Source organism: Mesobacillus foraminis, assembly GCF_004340465.1.
GTDB lineage: Bacteria > Bacillota > Bacilli > Bacillales > Cytobacillaceae > Mesobacillus_B > Mesobacillus_B foraminis.
Genome location: NZ_SLVV01000001.1, coordinates 181,842 through 200,657 on the forward strand (window position 1 = coordinate 181,842; position 18,816 = coordinate 200,657).

At 41.6% G+C, this 18,816-nt stretch carries 20 protein-coding genes; 6 read left to right on the plus strand and 14 right to left on the minus strand.

Features of this window, described 5'->3' with window-relative positions:
• Positions 1-14: 14 nt before the first annotated feature.
• From EV146_RS00865 to EV146_RS00875, 3 genes are read right to left on the minus strand one after another with little or no spacing between them, the layout of a single operon-like run.
• Complete coding sequence (locus EV146_RS00865; protein WP_121609568.1) at positions 15-809, minus strand: NAD kinase; 795 nt, start codon at positions 807-809, stop codon at positions 15-17.
• Between the two features lie 49 nt (positions 810-858).
• Positions 859-1,494: a GTP diphosphokinase gene (gene yjbM, locus EV146_RS00870; RefSeq protein ID WP_121609569.1), complete on the minus strand. Its 636-nt coding sequence runs from the start codon at positions 1,492-1,494 to the stop codon at positions 859-861.
• 45 nt (positions 1,495-1,539) lie between these two features.
• Positions 1,540-1,905, minus strand: coding sequence for a UPF0738 family protein (locus tag EV146_RS00875; RefSeq protein ID WP_132000858.1), 366 nt, complete (start codon positions 1,903-1,905; stop codon positions 1,540-1,542).
• 120 nt (positions 1,906-2,025) lie between these two features.
• Between EV146_RS00875 and EV146_RS00880 the strand changes: the two genes are divergently transcribed.
• The 5 genes from EV146_RS00880 to EV146_RS26715 all read left to right on the plus strand — a co-directional run bounded on the left by EV146_RS00880 (position 2,026) and on the right by EV146_RS26715 (position 5,261).
• Entirely contained in the window at positions 2,026-2,610 is a 585-nt protein-coding gene (locus EV146_RS00880; RefSeq protein ID WP_132000860.1) for a CYTH domain-containing protein, read from the plus strand.
• A 44-nt stretch (positions 2,611-2,654) separates the two neighbouring features.
• Positions 2,655-3,272, plus strand: a complete 618-nt coding sequence (locus tag EV146_RS00885) for a lytic transglycosylase domain-containing protein (protein ID WP_132000862.1) — start codon at positions 2,655-2,657, stop codon at positions 3,270-3,272.
• 232 nt (positions 3,273-3,504) lie between these two features.
• On the plus strand, positions 3,505-3,900 hold the full coding sequence (locus EV146_RS00890; RefSeq protein ID WP_132000865.1) for a globin domain-containing protein: 396 nt from the start codon (positions 3,505-3,507) through the stop codon (positions 3,898-3,900).
• A 41-nt stretch (positions 3,901-3,941) separates the two neighbouring features.
• Positions 3,942-4,778 (plus strand): ClpXP adapter SpxH family protein, encoded by an 837-nt coding sequence (locus tag EV146_RS00895; protein ID WP_121613746.1) that lies wholly within the window; start codon positions 3,942-3,944, stop codon positions 4,776-4,778.
• A 306-nt stretch (positions 4,779-5,084) separates the two neighbouring features.
• Positions 5,085-5,261, plus strand: coding sequence for a hypothetical protein (locus EV146_RS26715; RefSeq protein WP_158286961.1), 177 nt, complete (start codon positions 5,085-5,087; stop codon positions 5,259-5,261).
• 43 nt (positions 5,262-5,304) lie between these two features.
• Here the strand turns inward: EV146_RS26715 and pepF are convergent, their stop codons facing one another.
• From pepF to EV146_RS00920, 5 genes are all read right to left on the minus strand, one after another.
• The gene (gene pepF, locus EV146_RS00900) at positions 5,305-7,122 is read right to left on the minus strand and encodes an oligoendopeptidase F (RefSeq protein ID WP_132000867.1); all 1,818 of its coding nucleotides are present in this window, start codon (positions 7,120-7,122) and stop codon (positions 5,305-5,307) included.
• A 179-nt stretch (positions 7,123-7,301) separates the two neighbouring features.
• Positions 7,302-8,498 carry a competence protein CoiA gene (locus tag EV146_RS00905; RefSeq protein ID WP_132000869.1) on the minus strand — a complete coding sequence of 399 codons (1,197 nt, stop codon included), beginning with the start codon at positions 8,496-8,498 and terminating at the stop codon, positions 7,302-7,304.
• 124 nt (positions 8,499-8,622) lie between these two features.
• Positions 8,623-9,294 (minus strand): adaptor protein MecA, encoded by a 672-nt coding sequence (gene mecA, locus EV146_RS00910; protein ID WP_132000871.1) that lies wholly within the window; start codon positions 9,292-9,294, stop codon positions 8,623-8,625.
• Positions 9,295-9,654: 360 nt separating this feature from the next.
• Entirely contained in the window at positions 9,655-10,050 is a 396-nt protein-coding gene (gene spxA / locus EV146_RS00915; protein ID WP_121609577.1) for a transcriptional regulator SpxA, read from the minus strand.
• Between the two features lie 433 nt (positions 10,051-10,483).
• A complete protein-coding gene (locus tag EV146_RS00920; RefSeq protein ID WP_132000873.1) occupies positions 10,484-11,053 on the minus strand; it encodes a GNAT family N-acetyltransferase in 570 nt (189 codons plus the stop codon).
• A 176-nt stretch (positions 11,054-11,229) separates the two neighbouring features.
• Here EV146_RS00920 and EV146_RS00925 point away from each other — a divergent pair, with 176 nt between their 5' ends.
• Positions 11,230-11,415, plus strand: a complete 186-nt coding sequence (locus tag EV146_RS00925) for a hypothetical protein (protein WP_121609579.1) — start codon at positions 11,230-11,232, stop codon at positions 11,413-11,415.
• Between the two features lie 137 nt (positions 11,416-11,552).
• Here EV146_RS00925 and EV146_RS00930 read toward each other — a convergent pair whose 3' ends face one another.
• The 6 genes from EV146_RS00930 to EV146_RS00955 all read right to left on the minus strand — a co-directional run bounded on the left by EV146_RS00930 (position 11,553) and on the right by EV146_RS00955 (position 18,746).
• Positions 11,553-12,701: a putative glycoside hydrolase gene (locus EV146_RS00930; RefSeq protein ID WP_373566076.1), complete on the minus strand. Its 1,149-nt coding sequence runs from the start codon at positions 12,699-12,701 to the stop codon at positions 11,553-11,555.
• 259 nt (positions 12,702-12,960) lie between these two features.
• On the minus strand, positions 12,961-13,902 hold the full coding sequence (locus EV146_RS00935) for an ABC transporter ATP-binding protein (RefSeq protein WP_121609581.1): 942 nt from the start codon (positions 13,900-13,902) through the stop codon (positions 12,961-12,963).
• A gap of 19 nt (positions 13,903-13,921) precedes the next feature.
• Positions 13,922-14,959 (minus strand): ABC transporter ATP-binding protein, encoded by a 1,038-nt coding sequence (locus EV146_RS00940; RefSeq protein ID WP_132000875.1) that lies wholly within the window; start codon positions 14,957-14,959, stop codon positions 13,922-13,924.
• 17 nt (positions 14,960-14,976) lie between these two features.
• Positions 14,977-15,996, minus strand: a complete 1,020-nt coding sequence (opp3C, locus tag EV146_RS00945) for an oligopeptide ABC transporter permease (protein WP_121609583.1) — start codon at positions 15,994-15,996, stop codon at positions 14,977-14,979.
• The gene (gene opp3b, locus EV146_RS00950) at positions 15,996-16,925 is read right to left on the minus strand and encodes an oligopeptide ABC transporter permease (protein ID WP_121609584.1); all 930 of its coding nucleotides are present in this window, start codon (positions 16,923-16,925) and stop codon (positions 15,996-15,998) included. The genes opp3C and opp3b overlap by 1 nt, the downstream gene beginning before the upstream one ends.
• Before the next feature lie 132 nt (positions 16,926-17,057).
• Positions 17,058-18,746 (minus strand): peptide ABC transporter substrate-binding protein, encoded by a 1,689-nt coding sequence (locus EV146_RS00955; RefSeq protein WP_132000877.1) that lies wholly within the window; start codon positions 18,744-18,746, stop codon positions 17,058-17,060.
• Between the last annotated feature and the right edge of the window lie 70 nt (positions 18,747-18,816).

An 18,816-nucleotide genomic window follows, 5' to 3' on the forward strand; every position in this document is an offset into this window, starting at 1 on the left:
GGCACCCTTTACATTCAATCTGAGATAAATGAATCATGGACTCTCTTCCAGAATGGAAAAGGCCTGAACCTCGCAAACCGCATTTTTTCATCTGCCACTCTGAACTGGATTGATTTTACATCTTTATGAAGCAAATTAAGATGATCGACTGTCACTTCAAAATCTGGCCTGTTCACGGGCTTCAGGTTGCAAGTATGGTGTGAAGGCAAAATTAATGGTGAACCCACAGTCCGGAACACCCTGTTATTAATCGACGCCATCTCCGCAATTTGAATCGCTGATAACGAAGGATGCAAAATTGCCCCTCCCAGTGCCTTATTATAGGCTGTACTGCCTGATGGAGTCGAGATGCAAAGTCCATCTCCCCTGAAACGCTCAAAATGCTGTCCCCGTATCTCAACGTCCATTACAAGAGTTCCTTCTACCGACTTGACCGTTGACTCATTCAGTGCAAGGTACCGGGTTTCCCTCCCGCCATGCTGATAGCGGATAATGACCTCCAGCAGCGGGTATTCAACAATCTGATACGGGGTTTTCGCAATGGCAATCACAAGTTTCTCAATTTCTTCCGGAACCCAGTCCGCATAAAATCCAAGGTGACCGGTATGGACGCCTACAAAAGCTGTTTTATCCAGCCGGCTGCTATAGCGGTGGAATGCATATAATAATGTTCCATCGCCCCCAACCGAAATACAGATATCCGGCTGGTCCTCATCATACTTAAGGTCAAAATCCTGCAGATAGGTCCGCATCTTATGCATAAGAGTATTCGATCTGGCATCCCCTTTTGACGTTATTGCAAACTTCATCTATAAAAGCACCTCGCTTCGGGATCCGATATCATAGTCGGGTACCCTGTTAATTCTCTTCTTGCTGCAGGTCTTTTTTTCGTGAAAAGAATGCCTGAGCCTCCTGGATTTCCCCTCTGATAATCGACATTTCTTCATCAAGCCTAAAAGCCGCCTCTGCAGCTCGCTGCAGACGCACCCTTATATCCTTGGGAAACTGTCCCTTATACTTATAATTCAAAGAATGCTCAATCGTGGCCCAAAAATTCATTGCGAGTGTCCTGATCTGAATTTCAGCCAAAATATTCTTTTCCCCATTGATCGTTTGGACTGGGTAGCGGATGACAACATGGTAAGATCGGTATCCGCTCGCCTTTTTATGGGAAATATAATCTCTTTCTTCCACGATTTCAAAATCGTTACGGCTGCGGAGCAGATCAACTACAGGCTTGATGTCATCAACAAATTGACACATCATTCGAAGTCCTGCAATATCCTGCATCTCTGTCTCAAGCTTGTCAAGAGAGATCCCCTTCTGATTCGCTTTGTCAAGGATGCTTGCTATTGGCTTTACCCTGCCTGTAACGAATTCAATCGGTGAATGGTCGGTATTTTGTTCATACTGGCTCCGCATTCCCCTTAGTTTCACCTTAAGCTCCTCCACCGCCTGCTTATATGGTTCTAAAAAATGTTCCCAATGCTTCAATAGCAGCTCACCTCATCAGGTCTATAATTAAGCCCGTTTCTTTATCTAGAAAATAAGTTCGACCTTGCCAACCATTTCATCTCCATAATTGCTATTACCCTTAATATTTTCAATTAAGTACTCCATTTCTTCTTTAAAGCTCACTAATTCGACCTGGCTGCTGCCGTTTGAAAGAGATACCATCGCGCCCGCAGCCAAACCCTCTTTAAGAACGGACCAAGTCTTTTCAGGTATCGTAATATATGTATAATCTCCATCTTGTTCAGCAAGGTATATAAATGAAAGCTGATCGGAATCGACCAGCATCTGACCCGCAGGAGAAAGCTCTGTTAAATTTGTTGATTCTTCAGTCATGAGCAAAAGCTCTTGGTCTTTCATCATCGCTTCTGTGATATTCAGTCTTTTTTTCATAAAAATCCACCCTCCAATAATCCATTATATTTTAACACACAGCAATAAATTTTTCCTAAAGATTGAAGCTTAGCCAGGATAGCGGGATAATAAGAAAAAATAGGAAAAGGGTGGGTAAGGATGTCACAGGAAATTGAAATCGAATTTAAAAACCTTCTAACCAAAGAGGAGTTCCTTCAAATACAGCATTTCTTTGATTTTAAACCAGAGGATTTTCATGTACAGATTAACCATTACTTTGATACTGCTGATTTTTATCTAAAAGACAACGGCTGTGCCCTAAGAATCCGGGAGAAGAACGGAAGGTTTGAACTTACCCTCAAGCAGCCTGCCCCGACTGGACTTCTAGAAACAAGCCAGACGCTTTCCGCTAGTGAGTCCAAAGAGGTTATGGAGACAAACCTTTTGCCAAAAGGACCCGTCAAGGGAGCAGTCAATCAACTATCTGAAGATGTCGAAGGCTTTTTATATTTCGGTTCCCTGACAACAGAACGGGCTGAAAAAAATTACCAGGGCGGATTAGTGGTTTTGGACCACAGTTCCTATTTAAATACGGAGGATTATGAGATAGAATTCGAAGTAGCAGAAGAAAAAAAAGGGCAGGAAGTTTTTGAGAGTCTTCTTCAACAGCTTAAAATCCCTATTAGAAAGACCGATAATAAAATTATGAGATTCTATAAAAGGAAGTACGATATTGGAACTTAATAAACACTTTCAACAGAAATCCACCCGGGAGATCAGAAATTCATATGAATATTGAACAATTAAGAGTGATGCTGGAATTGCAGGCATTGAAGAATTTTAGTACCCCTGCTCTAAATTCACAAACGATTAATGCCTTTCAGACCCTGTTGGAGACCTTTATCAGCGGACAAGGGATTGAAGCAAAAACAGAGACAGTGGGCAGACCGGCGGCTCAGCCTTCTTTTGTTCCCGCCGTTCCTGCACAGGCGCTGCCGCCAATCAGCCTGACAAAGCTTGCTGCCAACAAATCGGAATTTGACGGCCTGATTGACCATGCTTCAAGGACCTATAATGTCCCCGCCCAGCTGATCAAGTCCGTTATAAAAACAGAGTCCAACTTCAATCCCAACGCTGTAAGCCATGCTGGGGCCTCAGGCCTGATGCAGCTTATGCCTGGCACAGCCAAAGGTCTTGGAGTCAAAAACCCTTTTGACCCGGCAGACAATATTAATGGAGGAAGCAAATATTTACGCCAGCTTCTGGACCGTTATGGTGACAATGTAGAACTGGCTTTGGCAGCGTATAATGCAGGCCCCGGGAATGTAGATAAATACGGGGGCATCCCTCCTTTTCAGGAAACCCAAAATTACGTAAAAAAAGTCAGCCAGTCCTATTATGGATAATTTTCCATTGTTTTTCCCCCGCCTGTCAGTGGTAACAGGCGGCTTTTTTGTGTATCTTAAAATGTAGAAAAGGTCCGGCAAGATGCTTGAAGTACAGGCAGTCCATCTCCATCCGCTTCAACCGGTTATGGATAATGAACCGGTTAAAGCCCTGTTCTAAGCTGTTTGTTTGAGATATGAAATGACCATTGCTAAAATATAAATCATACTAAACCAAAAAGGAGTTATTAAAATGGTCGAGAATACGCCTGTACCGTTCGAAGCCATCGGCGAAGGTTTGCTGCACCGGCTAGTAGATGCCTTTTACCACCGTGTGGGACAGCATCCTGATCTTGCTCCTATTTTTCCTGATGATCTTACGGAAACTGCACGTAAACAAAAGCAATTTATGACTCAATATTTGGGCGGACCGCCTTTATATACACAAGAACATGGCCATCCGATGATGAGGGCCAGGCACCTGCCATTCGAAATCACTCCCAAAAGGGCAAAGGCCTGGCTGGCATGCATGAGCGAAGCAATGGATGAAGTTGGCCTGGAAGGCCCTTTGAGGCAGGAATTTTATGCCCGGCTTGTCTTGACAGCCCAGCATATGATCAACACACCTGAAGAGGGTGAGCACCCGTGATTTGGAGAAAAGAAGATTTATTGAATCCCGAACTGTCCAATATGTATCAGGCAACCGAGAAAAAGCCGCTGGAAATTTATATGTTTGTTGATCCCCTCTGTCCTGAATGCTGGGCACTGGAACCGCTGATCAAAAAACTGCAGATAGAATATGGAAAATATTTTTCCATTCGCCATATCCTGAGCGGAAGGCTTGCCACGCTTAATATGGGAAGAAAGAAAAAATACGATAGCATTGCCGAGCTGTGGGAAAAAACGGCGAGCCGGACTGGCATGTCATGTGACGGAAATCTCTGGTTTGAAAATCCGGTTTCCTCTCCCTACCTGGCATCCATTGCGGTAAAGTCTGCAGAACTTCAAGGCAGGAGAAAGGGCATTCAGTTTCTTCGCAAGCTTCAGGAAGTCCTGTTTTTGGAAAAGCAGAATGTCTCAAACTTTGACGTCTTAAAATCCTGCGCAAGGAGCATTGGGCTGGACATTGAAGAGTTTATAACGGATATACACTCGGAAACAGCTGCAAAAGCATTTCAATGTGATTTAAAAATCACTGCGGAAATGGACGTCCAGGAAATTCCCACACTTGTTTTTTTTAATTCAAACGTGGAGGATGAAGGCATTAAAATCACTGGCTATTACCCTTATGAAGTATACGTCCAGATTCTTGAGGAAATGCTTGCAGTGAAGCCGGAAGCCTGCACCCCGCCCCCTCTGGAAGCTTTTTTAAAGCATTATAAGACGGTTGCCTCCAAGGAGGTTGCAGTGGTTTACAATATGACCATTCAGCAAGCTGAAAAGGAATTAAAAAAGCTTTTATTAAAACAAAAAGTTGAACTTCTCCCTGCTAAATACGGAATGTTTTGGAGATATAATGAAGTATAGGACGATAAGTAAAAAACCTGCAGCTGCGGCTGCAGGTTTTTTACTTATATAATAACGAACAAAGGGGATGGGAGAAATTTTTCACGGTCAAACAAAGGGGTATGTGTTTGTTTGTGATTAACTTCACGTATAAAATATATCATGTTCAAGATTCATCTACAATACGCTTGTGTGTTATTTCACAATATTGTCATATTCTAATCATTGTTTCAGAGAAACGTCATAGATATAATAATAAGCTTGTTCGGAAATACCTCTGAAAGGGTTTCTCAGCATTATAGTCTAGTGTAATTGGAGAGTGAGTCAATGAAGAAAAATTTCACGATGGGCATAATGGTCATATCGATCATTTTATCTTTTGGGCTTCATATATTTGGCCTGATGCAGATCATTCCCATCATCATAACCGGTCCGGTCCTCTTCCTCACATTATTTGTATTTGCCGTATACCTAAATGAGCGGCACAAATTTAAGGGTTTTTAGAAATAAATACGGGATAGGGATTGAGCCCCTATCCCGTACTTTTTTATGAGAGAAGTGATTCCATTTCGTTGAGCTTCTCTTCAAACACCTTGCAGGCATCTTCAATTGGCTTGGGACTTGTCATATCCACTCCAGCTTTCTTCAGCACTTCAATAGGGTAGTCGGAACTTCCGGCTTTCAGGTAGTCTATATACCGTTTGACAGCCGGCTCCCCTTCTTCAAGAATTTGTTTGCTTAGCGCTGTAGCCGCACTGAAGCCCGTAGCATACTGATACACATAGTAATTATAATAGAAATGAGGAATCCTCGACCATTCAAGGCCGATTTCCTTATCTATTTCAATATCTTCCTGGCCAAAGTACTTTTTATTTAGGTCGTAATAAGCCTCTGTCAGAGAATCCGCCGTCAATGCTTCATTATTCTGGGCCTTTTGATGAATCAGGTGCTCATATTCCGCAAACATCGTTTGCCGGAAGACAGTTCCGCGGAAGCCTTCAAGATAATGATTTAATAAATATAGACGATTTTGTTCGTCGTCAATGGATTTTAGCAGATAATCATTCAGAAGTGCCTCGTTACAGGTCGAAGCCACTTCCGCTACAAAAATGGAGTAGCTTCCATACGCATAAGGCTGCGTGTTTCTGGTGTAGTAGCTGTGAAGGGAATGCCCCAGTTCATGTGCAAGGGTAAATAAGTTATTAACATTGTCCTGCCAGTTCATCAGAATATATGGATTCGTTCCATAGGAACCTGAAGAATAGGCCCCGCTGCGCTTCCCTTTGTTCTCCTGGACATCAATCCAGCGGTTCTCAAAACCTTCCTTCAATAAGCCTGCATATTCTTCGCCCATTGGAGCCAGCCCTTTTAAAATAATATCTTTGGCTTCTGGATAGGTTATTTCCATTTTCACATTTTTCACCAATGGTGTGTAAAGATCATACATATGAAGTTTATCCACCCCAAGAACTTTGCGGCGAAGCTTTACATATCGGTGGAGCAAGTGCAGATTATTATTAATGGTGCTGACCAGATTCTCATAGACACTTTCTGGTATATTATTAGCTGATAATGCTGCGTGTCTCGCGGAATCGTATTTGCGCACTCTTGCATTGAAATTATCTTTCTTGATATTTCCGCTCAGCGTGCTTGCAAAGGTGTTCCGGAACTTTCCGTAAGTCTCATATACTCCTTTAAATGCATCCTCCCGCACTCTTCGATCTTCACTTTCAAGAAAGCGAATATAGCGGCCGTGGGTAATTTCTACTTCTTCCCCATTCTCATCCTTAATTGCCGGAAATTCCAGATCGGCGTTATTCAGCATCCCAAAGGTCGTTGATGGGGAATTCATCACTTCAGATGCTTCTGCTAATAAAGCTTCCTGCTCTGCTGTCAATACATGGGGCCGCTGCAGGTTAATTTCTTTGAGTGCATGTTCATATAGCTTTAATTCTTCCTTTTCTTCCAGGAAGGATTTGATTTTCTCCTCATCAATCGATAGTATCTCTGGAACGATATACGCGAGCGAGCTGCCTGCCTGCGAATATAAATTTTTGATTCGGTCATCAAGCCCCTGATAAAAAGAGTTGGCAGTGTCCTGGTCATACCTCATATGGGCATATGTATACAGCTTGCCAAGCCGCTCCAGAAGTTTATCCTGATATTGCAAAACGCTGTACAGCTGTTCGGAACTTTGCCCTAATTTCCCTTGGTATTCCTGAACTGCCGGCAAAAGCTCTTTTACCTGCTGGAATTCGTTTTCCCATTCCTCATCACTGGCAAATATGTCTTCCAGCTTCCACGTATATTCAACTGGCACTTCGCTTCTGGCTGGAAGCTTCTTAACCTTTGTTTCGTTGGTCATAATCATCCTCCGTTCAGTTTATGGGCTTTCTAAAAATTCTATCATGTTTTTGTTTTCTCTCATAGTCAGAAAACTCCTCCAGCATGGAGAACATTATTTAGTGCGACTCTTACATTGATATAAACGAAATCATGTTTATTTTACGCTTCCACTCCTTAAATCATTAATAAATTTTCCAATTATAAAAGGTCTATCAAGATTCTTCTGTAGGTATCATAAAAGTTTTTCTCCTTTAGCACTTGGTCATCAATGGATGAAGGGACTTCCAGGACACGGAGGATTTTAAAATAATTCAATCCCGCATTTTCAATAAAAGAAACCTTCTCCAGGAGTCTGAGATAGTCGCTCAAAGCATCGGTGCAGTTTCCTTGTCCAGACTGGGGAAGGTCCCTCGTCATGATCTGCCGCCTTTTTAAACGATTAGTAAATGATTGATAAATGCCAGAATATGAGAGGGTCTCCCCTGGCACAGCGTGGCGGAACACATCGATATACAAAAAGGTTTGCCATACCAATGCGGGCGTTTCGATATAGGGACCTGAGGCCAGGGGCAGTCCTATTTCCGGGGGAAGGGTCAGTAGGTTCAAGCGATTGGTATAAAGCTCATTTAGGAGTTGTTTTTGAAGTGTTCCCGGATACACAAAACAGGTCCTTTTTAACTTATTCAGCTCAAGTATCCATGAAGCCAAGGAATCAATCTTTTTTGGGAGTGGGGTTATTAAATCAGAAAGGAACGTGCTGTGTCTCACCTTTAATGATAGAGAGGCTAATATTTTCCTTGATGAAACGGGGAGTATATCGTTCAGGATGATGAACTGGCGGGTTTCGGGACAGTAAATTGGCAATTGCCATCTGCCTTGCTGCTTCCTAAGGAATAGGTATTGAAAATGATTAAAGGATATAAGTTCAGGGCCCATCCGGTTCAACTGGTTTCCGCCAAGGATCCAAATAGGAATATATCCGTTTTCTATATATCCAGTTGTCCGCTTTTTAAAAAGCTCCGCTGAAATGGCAGAGCACTGGTATTCGATTGCATACCTCTCTTGATTCCATTCGAGTGCAATGTCAGCCCTCTGTCTGCAGCCGGGAATATATTTTTCCAGTTCTGCACTGATTCCTTGTTCCTTTAGCCAGTGATAAAGCTGCAATTTCCCTGACATATGATAGGCAGATTCCCGTTCATTCTCGACGGCACAACTTTTCCCCGATTGATGAGAAAAGTGCCAAATTCTTTTAGTTCCCAGCTTTAAAATAACCTGAGTCCCGCATTCAGGGCAAAGAAAAGTTCCCCTGGACCGCCATTGCAGCAATTCCTGCAAATCCCGGCAGTCCCCGAGAGAAATTTTCATCCCGTCTTCTCTGTTGGCAACCAGCAAATTAAATCTCCTCCTTCTCCCTGTAAATTTTCGCCGCGTTTTAAACTATTTCCTGTATGAAGCTAAATAGTTCAATATTTAGACATAAAAAAAGCCGACTTCAATGTATGAAATCGGCTGATTATTAAGAGAAATGTTTTCGCAAAGTAGAGAAGACATCAGCTTCAATGATTTTTTTTCCGTATTCATCCAGACGATGGACAGTGAAGCCTGATTCCATCCCATATTCAAGGAGAATGCTGAGCATGTCATCAATCACTTCTTCATCCTCGAATTCCTCCTCTGGGAATTCCAGATACAAATAGTATTTTCCTTCATAGCTGTATAAGCTGGTATGGATTGTGTCCAAACCCGGTCTTTTTGATAACGCAATCAAATCCTCGAAATCATTAAAAACAAGGAGGAACTCTAAGTCACCTTCATAAATTGATTCAGCGTCCTGAGAATCTTTTGGCTGGAAGTGCTGGTCAAGGAGTTCTTCAATACGGTCATCCACAGGGAAGTCCTTTAATTTATCCTCGGGGATTGGAAGTTCGAACTTCTGGCCATCCTTGGACATCTGCGTTTTGGTAACCAAAATCTCCAGCCCTTTTTCAAGAGCCTGAACCTGGATCCAAAGTGGGCCTTCTACTGTAAATTCCGCTTCATTATGGACTTCATCCATCATTTCCCAGAACAGTTCTTCACTTCGCTCGCGATTATACCAGATTTCATCCCGGTCAAATCCTCTTTCTTCTATATCAATATACGAAATATAAAACTTTACGGTGTTTTCGTTAATGCGTTCAATTTCCATTCGTTATCTCTCCCTTCCTGGCAAAGAATTGAAGGGACTAAATACCCCCATCAGATAGTTCACTATTTATCTCTTTTACCCCAATCGGCAGTAACGAATCGTCTAACAAATAAGATAGGGAAGTTGTATTAAATATGTTCTTGTACCACTATTCTATGACAAAATAATGAATTTTGGAAACAAAAAATATACCCATTTTTAAAAGCAGCGAATACCTAGATCAATCGATATATCTTTGGATTATATGCTTTGTTATGCCCTTTTAAGAAAAATAGTGATTCTTATTAATTTACCACAATTTATCCTTGAATTCAAATAGAACAAAGCCTCCGGTTCCTGTCTGGTCGGAGGCTTTCAAAATTAATTTACAAGACGCTGTGCTTCCCTCAATTGGTAGGTGCGTACTTTCCTAGGGAGGAATCGGCGGATCTCATCCTCGTTATATCCAACCTGAAGCCGCTTTTCATCAATGATGATTGGACGGCGCAGCAATCCTGGATTATCTTTAATCAGTTCATATAATTCTTGAAGCGGCATCGTTTCCAGGTTCACATCAAGCTTTTGAAAAGTTTTGGAACGGGTGGAGATAATCTCATCGGTACCATCTTCTGTCATACGTAAAATTTCTTTAATTTCATCAATGGAAAGAGGTTCAGAGAAAATATTGCGTTCTTGGTATGGAATCTCATGCTCTTCCAGCCATGATTTTGCTTTCCTGCACGAAGTACAACTTGGTGAAGTGTATAAAGTGACCATCGGCTAATTCACACTCCTTAATAAAATATACATGTATATAAAATTTCGTATTGTCATTCAAGCACCATTCTTATATTAAAATTACTTTAATCTTGTAATTTCTACAGTTAATTATACACCACCAGGCGGACAAAGGGTATCCCTTTTCAAAAAAATAAATGAGATTTATGTATATATCCGTTCACATCATATATGACGGATGAAATGCTAAAAGGTTTCAAAATTTCATTTAATTTTTTCCTTTTTCTTCCCTCAGAGGCAAAACCCAGCTACCATGTGGCCATTTCAATTCACCCTAGAAATTTAAGTCTTTGCAAACACAATTACCCTATATATAAGAATATCAAACCAAAACCCGATTTTTTTGTTAAATTCTCAATTAACTGAAACGAATTGAAAAAGGCAATCACTCTCAGGAATGATTGCTCAAGGATTAAAGGTTCTCAAGTAAGTTTTCTCTGTTCCCTCCACGTGTCAGTACTTCCTCAACAGGCTGGTAGGACTCCCCATAAAACTTTTTATCTTTATACGTATGAATTTCTTGATAGGTTTGTTTCATGGCTTCATACACCAGCCCCTCAGATTCATTGGAAGGAGACCAATAAAGAATTTCCATTTCGTTGATTTCTTTCGTTGCTAACGACCGCCTTCTGTATCCAATGGAGGTGGCATGTTCAAACCCTTCGCACTTATAAAATTTCAGCCGTTTTTCAGAATCACTATCCTCATAGTTGACTGGTTCTACTTCCAGGATAATAGGCTTCCCTTTCGTTTTTAGCTTTTCAATCAATTTATGCCCCAATCCCTGGCCTCTGGCATCTTTAGACACAAACAGGTAATCAATAAAGACGAACTTCTCCAGTTCGGTATACATTAATACATGATTAGGTCCTTCATCTTTATGATAAATATCCTCACGTTCTTTCAACAGAGTTTCCATATGTTCTTTTGATTTCATTTCTTCAACAGGAAAGTACTGGCTTAATTTTTCATACCAATGCATGTAATGATCTCCTTCTAAATAGATTTAATTAACAGCCTGTTTTATACCTGCATTTTTGGACCCGCTGTCATTTGTTCCTTTCATTACCGGCCGATTTCTTTTAAAATAAAAGAGAATAAGATATCCTTTACTGTCCAGCCTGCTGTTGATTGCGGACAGGGAGATGGAGGTTTGTCATGGGTGGATACATACTTGATTTAACCATTATCGCTTTATTAGTTATCGGAATCACTGCTGTAATGGGTGTTGTTACAAACGGGATAGGGGTAAAGCTTTTCGGTGGTAAAAAGAAAAACGTGTTCGTTGACAAATCCGGCAGAATACAGACAGGCTGGAAGAGTGTCGGCGGTTCAAAAAAATAAACCGGACTTCGGCATTTATATTACCCTATAGGCACCTATTTAAAACAAACAGCCTGGAATGAACGATCCTGCATTCCAGGCTGTTCGTTTTTAACTCAGCTCAAGGGAAACTTCCCCCCACAAGGCAGGCTTTGCTGCTAAGGGGTATAGTCTACATTTTCTGTATAACGATTGCTGGCGTTCCAAAGCAGAAATTCGTTGATTCCCTGGTCGTTCAAAGCTTTGATTTGAGCTTCGACCTCAGACTTTCCGTATTGTATATAATTGCCTTCCCCAAGCCACGAGGCGGTAAAGTCCTGTATCCACGGCCTTGAAACTGGCGGAGTACCTAATTCTGAAAGCTTCTTCTTTTCTAATTTGGCATATTCTTCGACTAAACGGTAAGGCTCTTTATCTGGGGCCTTAATGCCAAAATAGGAAGACCAGTGGCTCGGATAAATCATGGAGGATATGACATCAACATTTTCCGATATTTTTGAGAAATTTTGACCGATTCCTGGAGCTTCTTTTAAAGTTGCAGAATAGCCAAATATGTCCACAGACACCTTGACTCCATAGGGCTTTAGTTTTCCCCTTGCATATTTGACAAAGTCAGTAACAGCGGCAACCCTGTTTTGGACATTATCCTGATTGCCTTCGTAATGACCCCTCGAGTACTTTAGTTCGCTATCCCTTTTTTCAAACCCTTCCGGAAAACGGACATAGTCAAACTGGATCTCCTGGAACCCCATTTTTGCAGCCTCAATAGCAATTCCGATATTATAATCCCATACTTGTTTCACGAATGGATTGACAAATGATTCTCCCCTTCCATTTGCCCATACTTTTTCACCATCCATAAAGGACCATTCCGGTTTATTCTTGGCAAGAACCGAATCTTTGAATACCACTACTCTTGCTATAGGATAGATTTGTTTCTTTTCCAATTCTTTCAACAAATTTTTCGGATCCTGAATATACGGCTTTCCAATTTCGTGATAAGGAGATTGTTTATCAGGTATGTACGTAAGATTTCCATGATCATCCTTCACATCAATTACCATGGCATTCAAATCGGTATTCGTAACGGTTTCTACCAGGCTATTAAACTTTTCCCCTCCTGCAGAGTGGCCTGTTACATATAATCCTCGGACAGCATCAGGGTATTCAAAGGTAAATCCTGAATCAAACTTAAACCTTGAAGAGTCCTCAGGCACATTTTTCCCCTGGGAGGAATGTTCCCGATGCGGCTGCGAACTTACCTCAAATATTTCTTTTCCCTGCACGATCGTAAAACCAGAAAAAATGAGAGCAGCCAGGATAGCCACAACCAATAATTTTTGCGTTTTCAAATTTTCTCCCCCTTCCCCAATCTTTCTAATAGACTTCTTTCCCCAATTTTAAACCTATTAAAGTTAATAATTTGCTTTTAGCAGAATATATGGAAGAATTGAAAGCGAGGTTGCCTCCGATTCGGAGTCTGTGCCGTGTCTCAGTCCCAGTGGGCCGATGACAGATGTTCCCCACTATCAAAAAAAAAACGATCTCATTCTTGAGATCGTTTTTTCAACTTTTATTTTTTGCTTTGTACTGTTGAAATTCTTGTTCAGAACAGTAAACAAAGTGGCCGGGTTTCACTTCTCGCATCGTCACTTCCTCATTGTCTGCATAGTTGTGGACAGCCGGGTCATATGTGATACGGCGTCTAGTACGTTCAAATTCTGGATCTGGAAGCGGAATGGCCGAAAGCAGGGATTTAGTATATGGATGCAACGGATTATTATACAGTTCATCTGCCGGTGCCAACTCTACCAATTTACCAAAATACATAACCCCGATACGGTCACTGATATACTTGACCATTGACAGGTCATGGGCAATAAAAAGATAGGTCAGGCCTTTTTCCCTCTGAAGCTTCTTCATCAGATTGACTACCTGGGCCTGGATTGACACATCGAGGGCTGAAATTGGTTCATCCGCAATGATGAATTCTGGCTGGACTGCGAGGGCACGTGCAATTCCGATCCTCTGTCTTTGCCCGCCGGAAAACTCATGAGGATAGCGGTTCGCATGCTCTTTTGTTAACCCGACGGTTTCCAAAAGCTCATGAACCCTTTCCATTCGTTCTGATTTGCTCTTGGCAAGGCCGTGTATATCAATGCCTTCCGCAATGACATCGGCAACTTTCATTCTGGGATTTAAAGAAGCATATGGATCCTGAAAAATCATCTGCATGCTTCTATTGAATTTCATCAGTTCTTTTTTCGACTTCCTGCCATGTACATTCTCACCCTTAAAAATCACTTCGCCGTCTGTGGCGTCGTAAAGCCTGATGATTGTCCGTCCGGTTGTTGATTTCCCGCAGCCTGATTCCCCAACAAGGCCGAGCGTCTCCCCTTTATAGATATCAAAAGAGACACCGTCAATCGCTTTAACCTGATTAGGCTTCCCCAGGTTAAAGTATTGTTTCAAATTCTTGATTTCAAGCAGCTTCTCTCTATTTTCCATTCCGGCTAACCCCCTTTTTTTACTTATTTGATCCCGGAAGCTTTTTCATTCTTTTTTTAACAGCAGCTGGCGGTTCTACCTTTGGAGCATCCGGATGCAGGAGCCAGGTGGCCGCATAATGAGAGTCAGATACCTTAAACATAGGCGGCTGTTGCTCCAGGTCAATTTTCATTGCATATTCGTTCCTTGGTGCGAACGCATCACCTTTAGGAGGGTACAATAGGTTTGGCGGAGTACCTGGGATAGCATACAGGTCCTCATCTTTTGCATCAAGGCTTGGCATCGAACTGATCAGCCCCCATGTGTATGGATGCTGAGGATTATAGAAGACTTCATCCACAGTCCCGATCTCGACAATCTTCCCGCCATACATAACAGCAACACGGTCTGCAACATTTGCAACTACCCCTAAATCATGGGTAATAAAAATGATTGAGGTATCTATTTTCTCTTGTAGATCCTTCATTAATTCCAGAATTTGAGCCTGAATGGTAACATCCAACGCTGTTGTTGGCTCATCGGCAATCAATACTTTAGGGTTGCAAGCCAATGCAATAGCAATAACCACCCTCTGTCTCATACCGCCTGAGAACTGGTGAGGATATTGTTTAAAACGCGCTTCTGGATTTGCAATCCCGACGAGTTTTAATAATTCGATTACACGCTCTTGAGCTTCTGCTTTACTGAGCTTCTGGTGTTTAATGAGCGGTTCCATAATTTGTTTCCCAACTGTCATCGTTGGATTCAACGAGGTCATCGGATCCTGAAAAATCATTGAAATATCTTTACCGCGGATTTTTTGCATTTGCCTATCATTTAACTTTGTCAGGTCTTTTCCGTCAAATAAAATTTCTCCACTTTTAATTTCTGAATTTCCAGGAGGCAGCAACCTCATAATTGCTTTAGTTGTTACAGATTTTCCTGAGCCGGATTCTCCTACAATTGCAAGAGTTTCCCCTTTTTTCAAGTCAAAATTTACTCCTCTAATCGCCTGAACCTCTCCCGCAAAAGTATGGAAGGATATGTTCAAGTCTTTTACCTCTAAAATATTACTCATCCTATTCACCTGCCTTATTAATCACGCATTTTTGGATCTAAAGCATCTCTTAGTCCGTCAGCTAACAAATTAAATGTGATCATGATTGTACTGATTACAATTGCCGGTATGATCATTTGATAAGGGTGAAGACGTAAAACTTTAAATCCTTCATCAATTAAAGTCCCCAGGGAAGCCAATGGATCCTGCAGTCCTAAACCAATGAAACTCAGGAATGCTTCATTGAAGATTGCACTGGGAATTGTAAACATTGTGTTAATGATAATGACACCCGCCAGGTTTGGCAATAAGTGCTTACCTATGATCTTCAAATGAGAATTACCTAAAGTTCTCGAAGCGAGGACATATTCCTGCTCCTTCAATTTTAAAACCTGGGCACGAACCACACGTGACATACCCACCCAACCAGTGATGGTCATTGCGATTACAATGGATGCAATCCCCGGCTTTAGCAGCAGGATCATTAAGATAACAACAATTAAATATGGAATCCCAATAAGAATTTCGGTTATCCGCTGCATGATATTATCAATTCTGCCGCCGAAGTAACCGGAAACAGCACCATAAATAACACCGATTACCATGTCAATTAGGGCCGCGAGTAATGCAATTAGTAATGAAATTTGTGTCCCCTTCCATACACGCGTGAAAATATCGCGTCCCAGGGCATCTGTCCCAAACCAATAGTATTCCTCAACTTTTCTCTGTTCATACGGACTGAATTCTTTGCCGGCTTTATTGACCTTCACTCCGTCAAATGGCAGCCAGCTGATATTCTCCAAGCCCTGAATTCGGGGAGGAAGGTTATTATGCGATACCTTTTGCGTATCAAACTCCTTGCCGCTGATCACTGGCCCGACAAAAGCCATAATAATGACGAGCGCCGCAATGATTAAACTGACAATTGCCCCTTTGTTTTTCCGGACCCTAAGCCAGGCGTCCTGCCAAAAGTTTAAGCTGGGCTTATTAATTTCTTCACTTTTGGAGGAATCAATAATGGCTTGCCCGAACAGTTCCTTTGGAATTTTTCTTTCCATTATTTTTTACCTCCTGAAACCCTGATACGTGGATCGATAATTCCATATAAAATATCCACAATCAAAATAATTACGACAAACAGAGCTGCATATAAAATCGTTGTTCCCATTATTACTGGATAATCGTTAAGAGTAATAGAAGTAACAAACTGCTCTCCAATACCGGGGATAGCAAATATTTTTTCTATAACTAGTGAACCCGTCATTAATGAAACAAACAGGGGACCAAGTACAGTAATAACTGGAATTAATGCGTTTCGGAGAGCGTGTTTGAAAGCAATCTCGAAATAGCTTGCTCCTTTTGCCTTTGCAAGAGTTATATAATCCGAACTTAATACATCAATCATTTCAGTTCTCATAAAACGAGCGGTAATCGCAATTGGAAAGATAGCCAAAGCAATGGTTGGCAGAATAGTATATTCAAACCCTTTCCAGAACAAGACAGGGAGCAACCCTAATTTTACGCCAACAAAATATTGAAGCAAGCCTGCAAATACGAAGCTTGGAACCGCTTTTCCAAGAACAGCCAAAAATGTGGCCCCATAATCAACCCATGTATTCTGGCGAAGCGCGGCAATAACACCCAGGAATATTCCAATAATCGTTCCAATAAACATTGCCTGGAAGCCGAGTTGAGCAGATGGCCCCATTCTCTTAACAATGAGTTCGCTAACTGGGCGATTGCTAAATTGGAATGAGATACCAAAGTCTCCTGTTACTACATTTCCTATATATTTTGCATACTGGACTGGAACTGGTTCATCCAAGCCATATTTGGCTTTCATAATTTCCATTTGTGCTGGTGAGAGCTTGTTCGCGCTTGCAAATGGCGTCCCAGGGATTATTTTCATTAGGAAAAAGGTCAATGAGGTTATCAGGAATAACGTTATCACCATATAAAAAACCCTTTGTACCAAGTACCTTCCCATAAGTGCACCTCCTGTATTATCATAAAATTCCCTATAATTCGACAAAGCCGTCACAGGTAAAAAGAGAGTATATCGGTTAATATACTCTCTTCCTATCTTCAGAATTATTAAATAACCTGAAACAAGAAACTATTATTCGCCTTGCATAGTCATCCACTTGAAGGAATAGTCCGGACCATATTGATACTCTACTAGACCTTTAAGATTAGGATTGATTAGGATATTAGAAGCACGCTGGTAAACTGGTGCAATACCCGCATCTTCTTCTAAGAGAATTCTTTCAGCCTCTTGAAGTGCTTCAAAGTTTTCTTTTGGTTTTGTAGCAAGTTCGCCTTGTGCCTTTTTAATGAGCTCATCATACTTCTCGTTGGTGTAACCCATTCTGTTGCTTCCCCCATTTGTAACCCATAGGTCAGCGAAAGAAATGGCATTACCATAGTCAGGACCCCAACCAGCCATCTGAAGATCGTAATCCATTGCATTGTCACGCTCTAAGCGGACTGCAAAAGGTACACTTTCAAGCTCAACTGTTAAACCTTCAAGATTTGTTTCTAACTGGTTCTTCATGTATGCATCAATCTTCTTGGATGCTTCAGTATCTCCACCCAGGTATCTGATTGTAAGCTCAGTTTTGCCAAGCTCCTTCAGACCAGCTTCCCAGTGCTTTTTAGCTTCTTCAACATTGTAAACAAGCATGTCGCCGTTTGCTTCACGGAAATCTTTGCCATCAAGGTTTACGAATTCTTTTGGTACCATGTAATTCGCTGGTACAGAGCCATTGCTCAGGATGCTTGTTGCAAGGTCTTCTTTATTAAAGGCCATTGCAATTGCCTTACGGATGTTCACATTAGCCAAAGCTTCGTTTTTCTGATTCATTTTCAGCCAGAATACAGATGCATCAAGCCAGCTCATCATGCGCTCGTCGCCTTCATATTGAGGTACGAGGTCAGAAGAAAGCAGACCAGTCATATCCGTTTCACCAGCTTCAAAAGCGTTTACAGCAGAGCCGGAGTCTTTAACCACGTTAACTGTAATTTTTTCCATCTTTACATTCTCAGCATCCCAGTAATCAGGGTTCTTTTCAAGCACCCATTCCTGTGCGTCTGTTCCTTCCCATTTAGTCATCTTGAAAGGACCGTTATAAAGAAGGTTTTCTGCATTGCTTGCGAATGCTTCGCCTTTTTCTTCAACAAACTTTTGGTTTTGTGGATAGAATGTTGGGAAAGCAAAAAGGTCTTCCCAATAAACAACAGGCTTTTCCAAAGTTACTTCAAGAGTCTTATCATCAATTGCTTTTACGCCAAGAGTATTAAGGTCATACTCTTTCTTGTCTGCACCAGCTTGGGTGATTTCTGCAGCACCCTTAATTTTCCCGCCCATCATGTATGGACCGTATGGAGATGCAGTCTTAGGATCAATTGCACGCTGCCATGCAAAAACAAAGTCTTGTGCCGTTACAGGGTCGCCATTTGACCACTTAGCGTCACGCAATGTAAATGTAAATACTGTTTTGTCGTCATTAACTTTCGGTTCTCCATCAGACATTGCAGGAACTGGCTTGCCATCCTTATCAAGACGGTATAGACCTTCCCCAACGTTTCCGATATAAGTAAAGCTTGTAGAACCTTCAGCAAGAACAGTGTCCATCGTCGGAATTTCAGAAGAATCCAACATTTTGAATTCCTGAGGCACATCTGATGCTGCATTATTTTCTTCCTCTTTGCTATTGTCTGCTCCCTCATTGCCGCCGCTGCAAGCTGCGAGAATCAAAGAGAATACTAGAGTCAGAACTAAGAGCAGTGAATATTTAGACTTCTTCAAGAGCAAGTCTCCCCCTTTAATTTATTTTTCTGAAAACTTTTAACAAGATTTATTATAACTCGTCAAAAAA

What these genes read in the sequence shown, in the direction of transcription:
- EV146_RS00880 (WP_132000860.1), top strand. Translation starts at nt 2,026, where the DNA reads ATGTCACAGGAAATTGAAATCGAATTTAAAAACCTTCTAACCAAAGAG.
- EV146_RS00885 (WP_132000862.1), top strand. Translation starts at nt 2,655, where the DNA reads ATGAATATTGAACAATTAAGAGTGATGCTGGAATTGCAGGCATTGAAG.
- EV146_RS00925 (WP_121609579.1), top strand. Translation starts at nt 11,230, where the DNA reads ATGGGTGGATACATACTTGATTTAACCATTATCGCTTTATTAGTTATC.
- pepF (WP_132000867.1), bottom strand. Translation starts at nt 7,122, where the DNA reads ATGACCAACGAAACAAAGGTTAAGAAGCTTCCAGCCAGAAGCGAAGTG.
- EV146_RS26715 (WP_158286961.1), top strand. Translation starts at nt 5,085, where the DNA reads ATGAAGAAAAATTTCACGATGGGCATAATGGTCATATCGATCATTTTA.
- opp3b (WP_121609584.1), bottom strand. Translation starts at nt 16,925, where the DNA reads ATGGGAAGGTACTTGGTACAAAGGGTTTTTTATATGGTGATAACGTTA.
- EV146_RS00865 (WP_121609568.1), bottom strand. Translation starts at nt 809, where the DNA reads ATGAAGTTTGCAATAACGTCAAAAGGGGATGCCAGATCGAATACTCTT.
- EV146_RS00890 (WP_132000865.1), top strand. Translation starts at nt 3,505, where the DNA reads ATGGTCGAGAATACGCCTGTACCGTTCGAAGCCATCGGCGAAGGTTTG.
- EV146_RS00895 (WP_121613746.1), top strand. Translation starts at nt 3,942, where the DNA reads ATGTATCAGGCAACCGAGAAAAAGCCGCTGGAAATTTATATGTTTGTT.
- EV146_RS00920 (WP_132000873.1), bottom strand. Translation starts at nt 11,053, where the DNA reads ATGCATTGGTATGAAAAATTAAGCCAGTACTTTCCTGTTGAAGAAATG.
- opp3C (WP_121609583.1), bottom strand. Translation starts at nt 15,996, where the DNA reads ATGGAAAGAAAAATTCCAAAGGAACTGTTCGGGCAAGCCATTATTGAT.
- EV146_RS00875 (WP_132000858.1), bottom strand. Translation starts at nt 1,905, where the DNA reads ATGAAAAAAAGACTGAATATCACAGAAGCGATGATGAAAGACCAAGAG.
- EV146_RS00935 (WP_121609581.1), bottom strand. Translation starts at nt 13,902, where the DNA reads ATGGAAAATAGAGAGAAGCTGCTTGAAATCAAGAATTTGAAACAATAC.
- mecA (WP_132000871.1), bottom strand. Translation starts at nt 9,294, where the DNA reads ATGGAAATTGAACGCATTAACGAAAACACCGTAAAGTTTTATATTTCG.
- spxA (WP_121609577.1), bottom strand. Translation starts at nt 10,050, where the DNA reads ATGGTCACTTTATACACTTCACCAAGTTGTACTTCGTGCAGGAAAGCA.
- EV146_RS00940 (WP_132000875.1), bottom strand. Translation starts at nt 14,959, where the DNA reads ATGAGTAATATTTTAGAGGTAAAAGACTTGAACATATCCTTCCATACT.